Below are 14,194 nucleotides of genomic sequence, written 5' to 3'. Positions count from 1 at the left end.
CACAAGTTGAAGAACCCCCTTAAACCTTTAAATGAATTCGATGAAAATCATAAAAAATGTTCTCTTAATCGTCCTCTTCGCCTTTCAATGTCACTATATCTCTGCCCAAAATGTGGAGACAGATCTTGAATTTCGCATATTAAAAATCCTGCAGGATCATCATGTCCCGGGAGCAGCTGTTGCTTTGATTTCTAAAGACAGCCTTATTTGGAAAGGAACATTCGGTCTTGCTGATGTTGTAAATAAGGTTCCGGTCACTGACAGCACTTTATTTGCCACGGGCTCTATTTCGAAAACCTTTGTATCATCAGCAGCTATGATAGCCCAGGAGAAAGGCTTGTTGAGCATAAATGATCCCCTGGAAAAACTTGTCCCTTCATTGGAATATAGTAATCAATGGAATAATACTGATCCTGTAAGACTTGTTCATTTACTTGAACATACTTCAGGTTTTGACGAGGCTCATTTTAACCTGTTTCCACAGGCAGATTCATCCACACCTTTTAGTGAGGTAATGAAAAAGAGTAAAAAATCACTTAAAACCCGATGGCGACCGGGTAAATATTTTGAATATAATACTTTGGGATACATCACAGCGGCTTATGTAATTGAAGAAAGTGTAGGAATGCCTTTTGAGGATTTCGTAGAAAGGAATCTGCTACAACCGCTTAACATGAAGCATGCTACCTATCGCCTCCGGAACACTGTTGTATCGAATTTTTCAAGGGCATATAGAGGAAATAGCTTCGAAGAAGTTCCATTTCCGGATATACCACAATGGCCTGCAGGAGCATTATCAACGACCCTTGGGGATATGACTAATTTTATCAAAATGTTTCTCACTAACGGCCACTTTAGTGATAAACAAGTAATCAGCGAAAACTCAATCAAACAAATGGAGAGTCCTGAAACATCCCTTGGTGCTTTGGCAGGTGTTCAATATGGCTATGGTAAAGGTTTATGGGGAAAATTTGAGCGAGGTTATCTTTTTTACGGCCACACAGGAAGGGTGGGAGGTTTTCTGTCTGAATTCGGATATTCCGGAGAACTTAACATAGGATACGTAATTCTAATCAATAATGTAGACGGAGGAAAGGCTGTTAAAGCCATCAAATCAGTTCTCTTATCTTCAGTTGATAAGCGTAAAAATGAACCGGTAAATGGGGCTGCTGAATTTACTCAGTTAAACGATATTAAGGGCTGCTATCAACCGATCACATCTGTTCCTCAATTGGGAGAAATGGGATATTTCATCTATAGATTGATAGACATGCCAATTGTTGAAGAAAAAAATGGTCAATTGTATCAGTCAACAATGTTGGGTGACAGGCAAGCGCTGTTGCATGTACAAGATCTCTTGTTTAAAAACCCGGACGAACCTATGGCCACAGCTTCCTTTGTAGAAGATCAGAGTGGAAGTTGGCAATGGCTAACTAGCGATGCTTCCTACAGGCAAATACCAATGTGGTGGGGATACACACAGTTTTATATGGCGTTGATGTGTGTTCTCCTTATCATCGTAGGGTTTATTAGCCTGCTCTTTTGGATCCCGGTCCGGCTGACCAGGAAGAAAAGAAAAAATATTCAACTGCAATTGTTTCCATTTTTAGCCATATGTTCCTTACTGGGAATGATCGCTTCAATAGCGCTATTTTATGATCCTGAGAAAATGTATAGCCTCGGTGCAGTTCTTTTTCTTGTATTTGGATGGTTATTTTTTGCTTTTTCATTTTTAGGGCTGATAAAGGCAGTTATCATTATTCAAAAAAAATCAGAGGTTAATGGATGGATTAAATATCATGCCATATTGATAACATTGGCCTGCTGCATCAGTGCTTCGTATCTTCTCTATTGGGATATTATTGGACTAACGCTTTGGGATTATTAATCATATCAATTTATGAATAAAGCATCAATGCCATTAAGATAACTCCAATGTATAGGATAAGTCATTCCAGTAGCGGAATCTATGCATTACAAAAACGAAATTTCTGAACACAGCAGGAACCTGCTACTTGTATCACTCCGGCAGTTTGGTTATTTTGCTGCTCCCGATACTATATAGCTATCGGGATAGCCAGAGTGATACATACGAGCCATGTACGGTCCCTGGTGTCCATTTAATTTTTTTTACCTAACCTACATAATTATGAAAACCCAAAACCTTTTTCTCTTTTCATTAGCAGCAATTGTAATTTTTTCCTGTGGAGGATCACAGGAAGGTGGTCAAGAGAGCGAATCCGATTCAACGGCGGTAGTTGAAAAAGAGCCGGCAAAGGAAGTGAATGCCGTAAGTATCTGGGACAAGATCTCCTTACGTGAAATACCTTCCGATGACGGAAAATGGCTTACTTCTTTGAGTCTGGGAGAAACACTTATTTATCTTGGTGAAGAGCAAACCAGTTCTGACGATAAAACCTTTTTGAAGGTCCGATTAAATGATGGAACGGAAGGTTGGTGTCGTACCGAGTTTATAGTTCCAGAAGCAGATCCGGCGGTTTTTGTGAATGAAACAAACATCTACAAACGTCCCGATCTCCTGACCAAAACAGACGACAAATTTTTTCAGATGGACATTATTGCTGTGATCCAGGTACAAGACTCGTGGGCAGAGGTAAAAGGACGACCAACAGGTGAGAAATGGTTTAAGAGTGGCTGGGTAAAAAAGGAAAACCTGTCCTATGGTCAGGTAGACATTGCTATGGCCAAGTTTGCCAAACCCGTGTTGACTGGTGAAATTGATGAAGATACTCCGGGTGCACTTGAAGATATCTTGTCCAACCAGGACCTGACTTCTTCAGTATTTACGTCCCGGATACAAGAGAAACTTGACTCACTTAAATCAGTGAAGCTTCCCGATCTGCCAACCAAGGCGGACACGATGAAGACAGAATGATAGGTTTTGGAAGTAACAATTCATTCCAGTCCTGATCTCTGAATTTGTATTTTCTGCTCATCTAACGAAGATAGCCGCATCTATCAAAGAGCACAAGCGGACCGTGTCGCGTAGACCGGGTCGCGTAGACCGGGTCGCGTAGACGCTTGCGCCAGGAGGGTGTGACTTTTTGTTTGCCTGGTGATTTTCACCGGATAAGACTAATCCGCTCAAAACCCGATGAAGTCATTCGGTAGTCAAAACCATCAATTTTGATGCGTTGACCGACGTTCACATTTTGCAGGTCTGTGATATCCTCTTTTAAAGTATGAAGGGTAAACCTGTACTTTCTGGCGAGGTTCATATAGTCTGTGTTGATGCCTTTTTCGGTACCGCACAGGATGATCTTTAGCTGACCTTTGTAGTTGGCCAGGAGCTGATGATCACGAGGAAAAGCGTAATTATCCGCAATCATGATCGCTGAATTAGGATAACCTGATTTACTGATCCCGAAGAGGAGCGCTTCGATATTGTTCTCATTCAGGTCGCCGCCTCCGCCACTGCGCATGGCTTCAAACATCTTGTCTCTTACTTCCGAAAAATGCTGTGAACGTACCAGGTACAAACCACCGGTTTTACCGATCTTTTTCTGAGCAGTAGGCTTATCATTTCCGTCATTGAAGAATACAAATGTTCTCTCTTCTTTGAGTGCCCCAAGCCGGATCCACTTGAGCAGGTCAGCTGTGTAGGGAAACATGCTGCCCGTAACATCGATTACGATCAGGGGATCACTCCACCTGTTTCTGAACAGTACTGACGAAACCTCCTTTTTCGTAACCTTCGGGATAAGTCTGGTGTAGGTGGTGTCTACTTCGTAGGCTGTGCACCGGGTCGTTTGTTCCAGTATCTTAAATTTTTGAACCAGGCTGTCAGCGATCCTGAACCTGGAAATGGATACACTTTCTTTTCGCAGGGGAAAGGTCACCAGGCCCTCAGCTGCCAGTCCATATTGTTTTCTCCCGATGACCAGCCCTCTTTTCCATTGCAGGATGTATTTCAGGGCTCCGGCTAGCCGGTCCTGGCAGGGGAAGAGGGAGCCTTTGATCGTAACATTTGTGGTTCTGCCTTTATAGTCCATCCAGGCGGTAAAAAATACCCGCCCGTTATACTTTTCATTGCAGGAATAATACTTTTCAAGCTCCTCAGTGAGGTACTCATCGGAATAAAGCATTTCCGGATATTCACAATCAATCTGACTGGTAGAAAACTCCAGCAGCGGCTGGTTTTGAGTGATGGTGGCTTCCAGGTGGCCCAGGTCTTCCCTGATACTGTCTATCTCTAACCTCGTGTCTTCTTTGGTGTAGTACTTATCATAGTAGATGACAAAGCCATGGTAAAAATCTTTACACTGTTCGGAAGAGTAGCAGCCGGTTTGCTCCACCAGGCGCCAGTCAAAAAATTTATTATTGATGATTGCCGGGTTAATGGCAATCAGGTTTCGCAGCCTCGCCAGATTCAGTTCTTCCTGGCTGAATTCAGGGGATTCCCGGTAGGCTGTATATACCAGGTCGATTTTGAGGATCCGTCGGTCAGTGTATTGGATCCTTTGGATCGTTTCTTCGGAAAACGCTGAACCCAGTCTGAGGTACTCGTACTCCTGATCAAAGGAATACTTCGAAACGGTTACTTCTTCAGCTACTTCCAGGATCTTTTCCGCAGCTGTTTCGGTGGACTGCGCCCATATGCTGAAGCCACAAAAGATTATCCATATTGAAAGTAATGCTTTCATCTTACCAAAATACAGGAGACCTCAGATCAATTCTCCTGAGCTATAAGTTAAAAAGAAAGTTCTGACTGAAAGTTCGGGAAGAAGTTAAACTCTTCTTCAGAATTGTAAGAGTACTCTACTCTAAACGTAAGGTCATATAGAGTGACGATGTCTAACCCAATTCCCAATCCATAAATAGGTCGGTCAGTCAAGCGATCATTGGCTTCATAACCGGGGTAATTTCTCACATATCCCCCATCGGCAAACAGTTTGGCATAGAAGGCAAATGGGACTTTTCTAAACTGCTTAATAGGCATCCATTTGCCCAGATCAAACTGTGTCTTAAACAGTCTTTTTCTTAAAGAGTTCTTAGAAATAAAATTAACCGGACCTTCCACAACTATTTCGTCAAACCCTCGAACATAATAATTACCCACACCTAGTTTGATATAGTTAAAGTAGGGTACATTGGTTATGGTAGATAATTGAGTGGCAACCCCTGTATTAGCATAAAAACCTGAACCCAGATCATAATATTTGTAGTAATTTGCTGTAAATCTCCAGATATCAATATCGTTGAATATGCCCATTCCTGCTTTTTCGATTTCTCCGTAGATAAAATACCCACTTAATGGGTAATTCCTGTTATCACGTTTATCCCGCAGGTATGAGTAGGAGAGCTTTACAGCCGTTTGTCTTGTTTTCCCTACTCCTAAATAATTTGGGTTCAAAAGTGCAATAGAGTCAGCAACCTGAGAACCGAAAGTGCTGAGAGTAACATAATGGTAATCAAAAAATGAAGGCCTGTATGAATAGAGAATACTTCCGGCCCATGCTGATCTCATCTCTCTTTCTGATTCATAATATTGATCAACATGATCTACCGTAAAGTAGGCTACATTATTGTTGCTGATATAGCTGGCTCCAATAGCCAAACCATGTTTTTGAGATTTTTCTATGTAAGGGATTGAATAATTGAGCAGCAAGTTTTTTTCATAGCCGATCACCCCGGTTAGTTTTAACTTTTCCTTCCTTCCTCTCATATTATAGACATCCAACTTCAGACCATACTTTGCCCACTTCAACTCGTGATTTCGGTTGATCCACCAATCATTGAAATTTCGGGTAGCCAGGCGAAACACAATAGAAGGATAGATGTACCAACGCTCTTCGAGCTTGATCATGATATCAATGGAAGAGGAATCTAGCTCTAGTTTCTTGAGCTCTACGGTAGAGAAGAGGTTCGTATTGTATACATTTTTTCTGGATTGTTCAAGGATCCCATCCAGCGAAGAGGCTGGGATTTGATCTCCTTCCTCAAAGTCCAGTTCCCGTGTAATGATGTTTAACTTGGTCTTTTCGTTACCGATGACATAGATCTCGTTTATTCTGATTAATCTGTCGCCGGATAGAGAGTCTGCTTTTGTTTTCTCCGTTTTATTCTGACCAAACAGGTCAGATTTACAACCTAAAAAGCAGAAGACAGCCATTAGCAACATTATCCTCACCTTTCTGCTCATCTATTCCTTAAATCAAATTTCATTATTAAATATCCTGTTCGCGACCTTTGATAATTGCGATCGCCAAAGATGCTGATTACTTTTGATACGTGAAGAACGTAATCCGCAAGTTATTTATTCTCCCAGTATTATTTTATCAATATAGCATTTCACCGCTTTTTCCCAGCACCTGCAGGTTTACGCCTACGTGTTCAAATTATGCCAAAGAAGCCATCATGAAACACGGCCCGCTCAAAGGCATGTGGCTGGCCATTAAACGCATCTCAAAATGCCATCCCTGGGGAGGAAGCGGATACGATCCTGTACCTTGATTTATAGCTTTCATCTCCTGGCATGAGGCTGGTTTAATGCCTTTCGAACGGGTGTGGTCTATGGTTTTTTATTAATATTGTAGTGTGAGAGTTATTGCAGGCATATTCGCTTTATTTATACTCGGCTTGTCCGTTGCTCCTTGTGATGATGAAGAGCAGAAGGACGCCTGTGTGGAGATGTGCCCGGACAAAACCCAGGAGCGCTCTCAGGAGCATTCGGAAGATCTATGCTCACCGCTATGTATATGCCACTGCTGCCATTCCCACCTTATTGTTGAATATGTACCTGTTTTCACTCATTCGCCTGTTTACCTCCCGGAGATGAATTCAGAATACCTTTCCTCACCAGGGGATGGGTATAACAATCCGTTGTTACAGCCGCCTCAGGCTTAATTCAGTTACATGCCTTTTATCAATACCCCATTTTCAAATGTGTTGGGGCAATCATGCATTATCTGAAACTGAATTAAACTTCATTTAAATGATTAATAAGATCATCTCGTTTTCTATTGAAAACAAGCTTATCATCGGTTTGCTCACAGTAGCCCTGATAGCTGGAGGTATCTGGAGTATGACCAGGGTTCCGCTGGATGCTGTTCCGGATATCACAAACAACCAGGTGCAGGTCATCACCCAGGCGCCTAACCTTGGTACGGTTGATATAGAGCAGTTTGTTACCTATCCGGTAGAGGTAGCTATGGCAAACCTGCCCGGCGTAAAAGAGATTCGCTCTGTTTCCCGGTTCGGGCTTTCACTTGTAACGATCGTCTTTCGTGATGACATGGGGACCTACCTTCCACGCCAGCTGGTGGGTGAGAAGCTCAATGTGGTAAAGGAGGAAATCCCCGAAGGGTTTGGCACTCCATTTATGGGCCCGATCTCCACAGGTCTCAGCGAGATCTATCAGTACACATTAAATGTAGATCCTGCTTATAAGGATCAATATTCCGTCACTGATCTCCGTACGGTCCAGGACTGGATCATCCGCAGGCAGATGGCCATGGTGCCTGGGGTGGTTGAGGTCAATGCTTTTGGCGGAAACATCAAGCAGTATGAAGTGGCCGTTGATCCGGATGAGCTTAAGGCCATTGGTCTTACCATCCGGGATGTGTTTGTTGCGCTGGAGAAGAACAATAAAAACACCGGTGGAGCATATATCGAAAAGGATCACTATGCAAACTTCATTCGGGGAGAGGGGCTGGCTCGCAGCCTGAAGGATATAGAAGAGATTGTGGTCACCACTAAAAGCGGTATCCCGATCACTATAAAAGATGTTGCAGAGGTCCGGTTTGGGAAGGCTGTCCGGTATGGAGTATTTACAAAAGATGGGAACGGTGAGGCCGTTGGGGGGATGATCCTGATGCTGAAAGGCGCCAACTCCAATGAAGTGATCGAGGCAGTAAAGCAGCGGATGGCCGAGATACAAAAGTCCCTGCCTGAGGGGGTATCCATAGCTCCTTTTTTAGATAGAAGCGAGCTTATTGCAAATACCACAAGTACGGTCACCCAAAACCTTACTGAGGGGGCTCTGATTGTCATTTTTGTGCTGGTTTTTTTGTTGGGAAATTGGCGGGGAGGACTCATTGTGGCCTCTACAATTCCGCTCTCATTGTTGTTTGCATTCATCTTAATGAATGTGTTTGACGTATGGGCAAACCTGATGAGCCTGGGGGCAATAGACTTTGGGATCATTGTGGACGGAGCGGTCATCATAGTGGAAGGGACCGTGTTTTTTCTTTATCAGAGAGTGCTGAAAGGCGGGTCGATCACCCGTGATACCAGAAACAAAGTAGCTCGCTCTGCCTCGGGAAAAATGATGAATTCGGCCTTTTTTGGCCAGCTGATCATCCTCATAGTATTTATCCCCATTCTGGCGCTGGAGGGTGTAGAAGGCAAAATGTTCCGGCCTATGGCCCTTACATTTATGTTTGCCATGATCGGTGTGATGATCCTGTGCCTGACTTATGTTCCCATGATGTCTGCATGGGTGATCCGCATAGGGGATCAAAACAAACGTTCCTGGGGTGACCGCCTGGTAAACTGGCTTGAAAACATTTATGAGTCAGCATTAAGAAGTGCTCTCTGGGGCGCCAAATGGGTTGTAGGGGCAGCGATCCTCATCCTCGGATTGGCGGTATTCACTTTTACCCGGATGGGAGGGGAGTTTATACCTCAGCTGGACGAGGGGGATATTGCCTTTCACATCATTCTGAAACCCGGCAGTTCGCTTTCAGAGTCCGTGAAGACATCTACTCAGGTAGAAAAGATCCTACTTGAAAATTTTCCGGAGATCGAGCATGCCATGTCCCGGTTTGGCGTGGCGGATGTTCCTACCGATCCTATGCCGATGGATCTGGCAGACTGCTTTGTGATACTCAAGCCCAGGGACGAATGGGTGTCGGCCGATAGTAAAGAAGAGCTTATAGAAAAAATAAAAGAGAAGATCAGTGTGGTGCCGGGAGTAAACTACGAGTTTACCCAGCCCATAGAGATGCGGTTTAATGAATTGATCACTGGCGTGAGGGAAGATATTGCAGTGAAATTATTTGGTGAAGACCTGGACATCCTTGCTGCTAAGTCTGAAGAGATGGGACGGATCATCTCTACTGTGCCTGGTGTAGCAGATATGCGTGTAGAGGCTACCAGTGGACTTCCTCAGATGACAGTAAACTATAATCGCTCCAAGCTGGCCCAATATGGGTTAAATGTGGAGGAATTAAACACGGTCGTTCAGACGGCATTTGCAGGAGGAAAATCGGGTGTCATATTTGAAGGTGAAAAACGCTTTGATCTGGTGGTGCGCCTGGATAGCCAGCATCGCCAGAATATTGATGACCTGAAAAATCTGTACATCAACCTGCCCAATAGTTCACAGATCCCGCTGAAAGAGGTGGCGGAGATCAGTTATGAACCAGGTCCTATGCAGATAAGCCGTGATAATACCAATCGCAGGGTATATGTCGGCATTAATGTGCGTGGAAGGGATGTAAAAACCCTGGTGGAAGAGATACAGCAAAAACTGGATGCCGAGCTCAACCTTCCCCCCGGGTATTACATCCGGTATGGAGGAGCATTTGAAAACCTGGAACGAGCCTCCAACCGCCTTCAGGTGGTTGTGCCGGTTGCTCTCGGTTTGATTTTCCTGCTCATCTTTTTTGCGCTCGGATCATTCAAACAGACCACCATGATCTATATAGCCATACCCATGGCGGCCATCGGTGGAGTGTTTTCACTGTGGATAAGGGACATGCCTTTCAGTATCTCTGCCGGTGTTGGCTTCATTGTGCTGTTTGGTGTGGCAGTGCTTAACGGACTGGTACTGATCAATGGCTGGAATGAACTGAAAGAGGAGGGCATGGATGACCTGGATGAACGTATTCGCCTGGGAGCAAAACGCAGGATCAGACCCATTTTGCTCACGGCATTGACGGATGTGCTGGGCTTTTTGCCAATGGCCGTTTCTACTTCTGCCGGTGCAGAAGTACAGCGTCCCCTGGCGACGGTGGTCATCGGCGGCATGATAACGGCTACATTACTCACGCTATTTATTTTACCAATCCTTTACCGGTGGGTAGAATCCGGCACAGGTAAAGTCGGCTTAGCCAAACCCATGGCGCTTGTGTTGCTGATCGGAGCGTTCACATTTGCCCCGGGGGAGGCTGGCGCCCAAAGTAAGGATAGTCTGTCAGCCATCACACTACAGGAGGCTGTGGACAGGGCCAGGAATGCCTATCCGCAAATTAAAGCTTCACGTCTGGAGATAGAAGGTCAGAAAGCGTTGAAAAAAACAGCCTGGAATATGGGCAGGACCCAGCTGTTTACGGGAGGAGAGGAAATCGGGAGTGACGGTGAGGGTATCTATACGGTAATAGGCGTACAGCAACAAAACATGGACCTGCTGGGTGTGCCGGCAAAAATGCAGTTGCAAAAAGAGAAAATAGCCCTGGCGGCTGCAGCACTGGAGCTTACGGAACGGGAGCTGACGTACCAGGTAAAACTGAGCTACGGACGTCTGTATACTGCAGAAAAACAGTTGCAACTGTATCAGGAGCTTGATTCTGCTTTTCGGGAATTTGAACGGGCAGCGAAAGTAAGGTATGAAACGGAAGAAACATCCAGGCTGGCGTATCTGGCAGCGGCTAATCAGTCCAGGCAGCTATCCATTCAGAAGGGGCAGAAAGCCCGTGATTTTGAGATGGCATTGCAGCAATTCAACCTTTGGATGGTGAGTGATACCACCTTCACTGTCCAACCCATCAGTGAAAAGGACCGGGACGATGTTGTTTCTTTTCAGACCGATGTGTTGGAGAAACACCCTGAGCTGCAGGTAAGCCACCAGCGCTCTGAGGTAGCTGAGCAGGAATGGAAAAGCGCTAAGGCCGGTTTGCTTCCTACGTTTAACGTCCAGTACGGATGGCAGGAGGTTGGCGGTCAGCCCGGATTTTATCAATATCAGGCAGGGGTAAATATCCCTTTGTTTTTCATGCAGGATCAGGGAAACATTCAGGCCGCAAAGGTCAGACAGCTGCAAGCAGAACAACAGCAACAGCAGGTAAGGCTGGAGCTGCAAATGAAGTACAATCAGGCACTGCAGATGTATCGCAAATGGAAGGATTCCTGGGAATATTATGAAGCTGAAGCTATGGACCTGGCCAGGGAGCAGCGGGATGGAGCTTTAATTGCTTACCAGGAGGGGGAAATTGATTATGTGACCTTCCTCCAAAATGTAGAATCAGCCATCCGAATAGAGCTAAGTGCTTGGGAGGCTTATGAAAAGTACCTGCAAAGCAGGTTTCAACTGAACTATTTTATTGACAGATGAAGCTAAACATTTTGAATAAAATGAACATCAATATAAGAATATATACACTGCTGATATACGTTGTATTGCTGGCAGCAGCCTGTAGCCATTCTCATGAACACGCGAATGGCCATGAGGAGCATGAACATGGAGAAGAGGAGCATGGGGGGCAGGTGCATTTTACGGAACAGCAATTCGAATCACTGGGAATGAAAGTAGATACACTTCCCATGCGTAATATGTCCTCTTATGTAGAATCCAATGGTCAGCTGGAGGTGCCTCCGCAAAATGAAGCATCCGTAACGGCGATTATCGGTGCTAATGTCACAAGTATTGAGGTAATAGAAGGAGATGAGATATCAGCTGGCCAGGCGCTGGCATACCTGAGTCACCCTGACCTGATCAAGCTTCAGACAGACTACATCAACAGCCGGAATCAGCTCGGTTATCTGGAAAAAGAGTATATGCGACAGAAAAGGCTTTATGAAGAAAATGTAGGATCGGGTAAAAACTTCCAGAAAGTACAGACTGATTTTCAGGTAGCTCAGAGCACCGTCAAAGGATTAGAAGCGCAGCTAAAACTTTTAGGACTCAATCTCGCCAGGGTCAGGGAGCAAGGTGTTTATGAGAAAATTGCGGTCAGGAGCCCAATAAGTGGTTCGGTTCGCATGGTTATGATAAAAACCGCTCAGTATGTAGCACCACAAACGGAAATGTTTGAGATCGTAAACATTGATCATATACATGCAGACCTGATGGTCTTCGAAAAAGATGTTCACAAGGTCAAAAAGGGGCAAAAAGTACGTTTTACTATTGGGTCCCTTCCGGAGAGGGAACTGTTTGCTACGGTATATTCTGTGGGGAGGTCGTTTGAGCAAAATCCGAAGGCTATTCACCTGCATGCAGAAATTGAAAATAAAGAAGGGCTCCTTATCCCGGGTATGTATGTGAAAGGCCGGATTTTAACAGATGATGTCCGGACCATTGCCTTGCCGGAGGAGGGGGTTGTGAGAGAAGGAGATAAATATTTCTTATTTACTGCCTCGAAAGAAACGGAGGATGAGGGGGTAACCTGGGCTTTTGAGCCGGTAGAGATTATCCCCGGAATCAGGGATAATGGATGGGTCGAGGTGAAACTACTTGATACACTACCTGTTACTACTGTAGTAGCATGGAATAACGCTTATTACCTTATGGCTGAAATGAAGAAAGGTGAAGCAGGTCATCATCATTGATATGGAAAAACAGATCTTATTAAAACGAGCATATATACTTAGTATGATCACCATCTTCTACAACCTCGTAGAAGGTGGTGTTTCTACCTTTTTTGGTTCGCAGGATGAGACCCTGGCCCTTTTTGGTTTTGGGGTGGATAGTTTCGCGGAAGTCCTGTCCGGTGTAGGCATTGCTCACATGATCAGGAGAATGAAAGGTGGAGAGGTGGAGCGACATGACTCTTTTGAGGTGACGGCCCTGCGTATTACGGGAGTAGCCCTTTACCTGCTGACCGGAGGACTGATAGTAGGCGCGGTACTGGCTTTTGTCTACCAGGTGGAGCCACAAACTACCCTGGCCGGTGTGATCATATCAGCGCTTTCCATCATTACGATGTACTTTTTATTTAAGGAGAAGCTGAAAGTAGGCCACAAGCTAAACAGCCAGCCCATTATCTCAGATGCCAACTGTACCAAAACCTGTTTTTATCTTTCATTCATTCTGTTGGCTTCCAGCCTGATCTATGAGTTATTCCGGATACCATATGTTGATGCAATAGGGGGGCTGGGTATCGCCTGGTATGCATTTAGGGAAGGAAAAGAAGCCTTTGAAAAGGCCAAAACGAAGAAGCTAAGCTGTGTGGATGACTGCTGTTAGAGATATCACATGATCATTATCATTGATCCAGCATAATTTGCATTTGCTTTCAAAAAAAGGCATTTCTGTCTGGATTGTGCCCGGGTATGAATAAAAAAACCTGACCATTTCTGATCAGGCTTCTTTCTAGTAGCGGGGAGGGGAGAAGTATCGAACTTTTTGCTGGAAGATCTTCGGCGAATTACAGCCCAGTTAGTGGGGGCAAATAAGCCCTGTAATAATTCTCTGGGACAAATCAAGGCTACCTATGTCTCGCGAACATCACGCTAAACTTAAGCACTTGACTAATGTTGGCTAAGAAACCACGTTTACAACATTGCATCTGGCATTGGGAATCTCAGCGTACTGAAAAAACTTAAACAATTAAAGTATAAATCAATAATCAGTCCACCAATTAACAACATTACCTGTAGTATCCACTTTAATATAGAAATTATGTGAAAAGTACATATCCCGTTGTTCAACCTCTCTAAATTCCAATTGGACATAGGTATACTCTTCTACCTGGATGTGGCGATGAACTATCAGATAAATACTCTTAGGGTATAAAGTTAAGTCAGCTGTATAATCATCCCAATCAAGCACTTTAAACTCATCTACTTTCAATAAGGGTATAGTATCTTTCTTTTTTTGCTTTCGTTTAAAGTCTTCGTAAAGCAATTCTATAAATTTCAGATCATCTCCCTGAAAATAATCAAACTCACTTGAGTCCACATAAGGTCTTGATACTTCTGTTGAATTTAATGAATAATAAATCTGCTCTTCTTTAAAAAGCCCATTGATATATTTCGAAGAATCCATGAAAGGAATGTCCCTATATTTACCTTCTGTCTCTCCAAACAATCCTGTTTTATCTAGAAGACTATCTCTAAAGAAAATTAAAGCTCCATTTTCAACAGTCAAACTGTCTGTTATAACCGAACTTACATCTGCATCATTTCTAACTGAACAACCTGCAGTCACTACTAAAAATATTAGTACATATTTACTCATAACTATCTTCCTTTGATATAACAGATAAGTCCATTAATGGAACCTCACCGTACC

At 44.1% G+C, this 14,194-nt stretch carries 10 protein-coding genes; 7 read left to right on the top strand and 3 right to left on the bottom strand.

The window, feature by feature from the left end; translation table 11 throughout:
• The first annotated feature begins 40 nt into the window (after positions 1–40).
• Both AC3E9V_RS15250 and AC3E9V_RS15245 read left to right on the top strand, forming a co-directional pair.
• On the top strand, positions 41–1,888 hold the full coding sequence (locus tag AC3E9V_RS15250; RefSeq protein ID WP_488748995.1) for a serine hydrolase domain-containing protein: 1,848 nt from the start codon (positions 41–43) through the stop codon (positions 1,886–1,888).
• Between the two features lie 261 nt (positions 1,889–2,149).
• Positions 2,150–2,896 (top strand): SH3 domain-containing protein, encoded by a 747-nt coding sequence (locus tag AC3E9V_RS15245; protein ID WP_488748994.1) that lies wholly within the window; start codon positions 2,150–2,152, stop codon positions 2,894–2,896.
• Between the two features lie 187 nt (positions 2,897–3,083).
• Here AC3E9V_RS15245 and AC3E9V_RS15240 read toward each other — a convergent pair whose 3' ends face one another.
• A complete protein-coding gene (locus tag AC3E9V_RS15240; protein ID WP_488748993.1) occupies positions 3,084–4,664 on the bottom strand; it encodes a hypothetical protein in 1,581 nt (526 codons plus the stop codon).
• Between the two features lie 47 nt (positions 4,665–4,711).
• The gene (locus AC3E9V_RS15235) at positions 4,712–6,133 is read right to left on the bottom strand and encodes a BamA/TamA family outer membrane protein (protein ID WP_488748992.1); all 1,422 of its coding nucleotides are present in this window, start codon (positions 6,131–6,133) and stop codon (positions 4,712–4,714) included.
• 119 nt (positions 6,134–6,252) lie between these two features.
• Between AC3E9V_RS15235 and yidD the strand changes: the two genes are divergently transcribed.
• The 5 genes from yidD to AC3E9V_RS15210 all read left to right on the top strand — a co-directional run bounded on the left by yidD (position 6,253) and on the right by AC3E9V_RS15210 (position 13,147).
• The gene (gene yidD / locus AC3E9V_RS15230; protein ID WP_488748991.1) at positions 6,253–6,474 is read left to right on the top strand and encodes a membrane protein insertion efficiency factor YidD; all 222 of its coding nucleotides are present in this window, start codon (positions 6,253–6,255) and stop codon (positions 6,472–6,474) included.
• Between the two features lie 84 nt (positions 6,475–6,558).
• Positions 6,559–6,867, top strand: a complete 309-nt coding sequence (locus tag AC3E9V_RS15225; protein WP_488748990.1) for a DUF6660 family protein — start codon at positions 6,559–6,561, stop codon at positions 6,865–6,867.
• An 88-nt stretch (positions 6,868–6,955) separates the two neighbouring features.
• Positions 6,956–11,296 carry a CusA/CzcA family heavy metal efflux RND transporter gene (locus AC3E9V_RS15220; protein WP_488748989.1) on the top strand — a complete coding sequence of 1,447 codons (4,341 nt, stop codon included), beginning with the start codon at positions 6,956–6,958 and terminating at the stop codon, positions 11,294–11,296.
• 20 nt (positions 11,297–11,316) lie between these two features.
• Positions 11,317–12,510, top strand: a complete 1,194-nt coding sequence (locus tag AC3E9V_RS15215) for an efflux RND transporter periplasmic adaptor subunit (protein ID WP_488748988.1) — start codon at positions 11,317–11,319, stop codon at positions 12,508–12,510.
• Complete coding sequence (locus AC3E9V_RS15210; RefSeq protein WP_488748987.1) at positions 12,488–13,147, top strand: cation efflux transmembrane domain-containing protein; 660 nt, start codon at positions 12,488–12,490, stop codon at positions 13,145–13,147. The genes AC3E9V_RS15215 and AC3E9V_RS15210 overlap by 23 nt, the downstream gene beginning before the upstream one ends.
• A gap of 375 nt (positions 13,148–13,522) precedes the next feature.
• Here AC3E9V_RS15210 and AC3E9V_RS15205 read toward each other — a convergent pair whose 3' ends face one another.
• On the bottom strand, positions 13,523–14,140 hold the full coding sequence (locus AC3E9V_RS15205) for a hypothetical protein (protein WP_488748986.1): 618 nt from the start codon (positions 14,138–14,140) through the stop codon (positions 13,523–13,525).
• Positions 14,141–14,194 lie beyond the last annotated feature (54 nt).

It is taken from the genome of Marinoscillum sp. HNIBRBA16962 (assembly GCF_057801515.1).
This window is presented reverse-complemented; position numbering and strand designations above follow the sequence as displayed.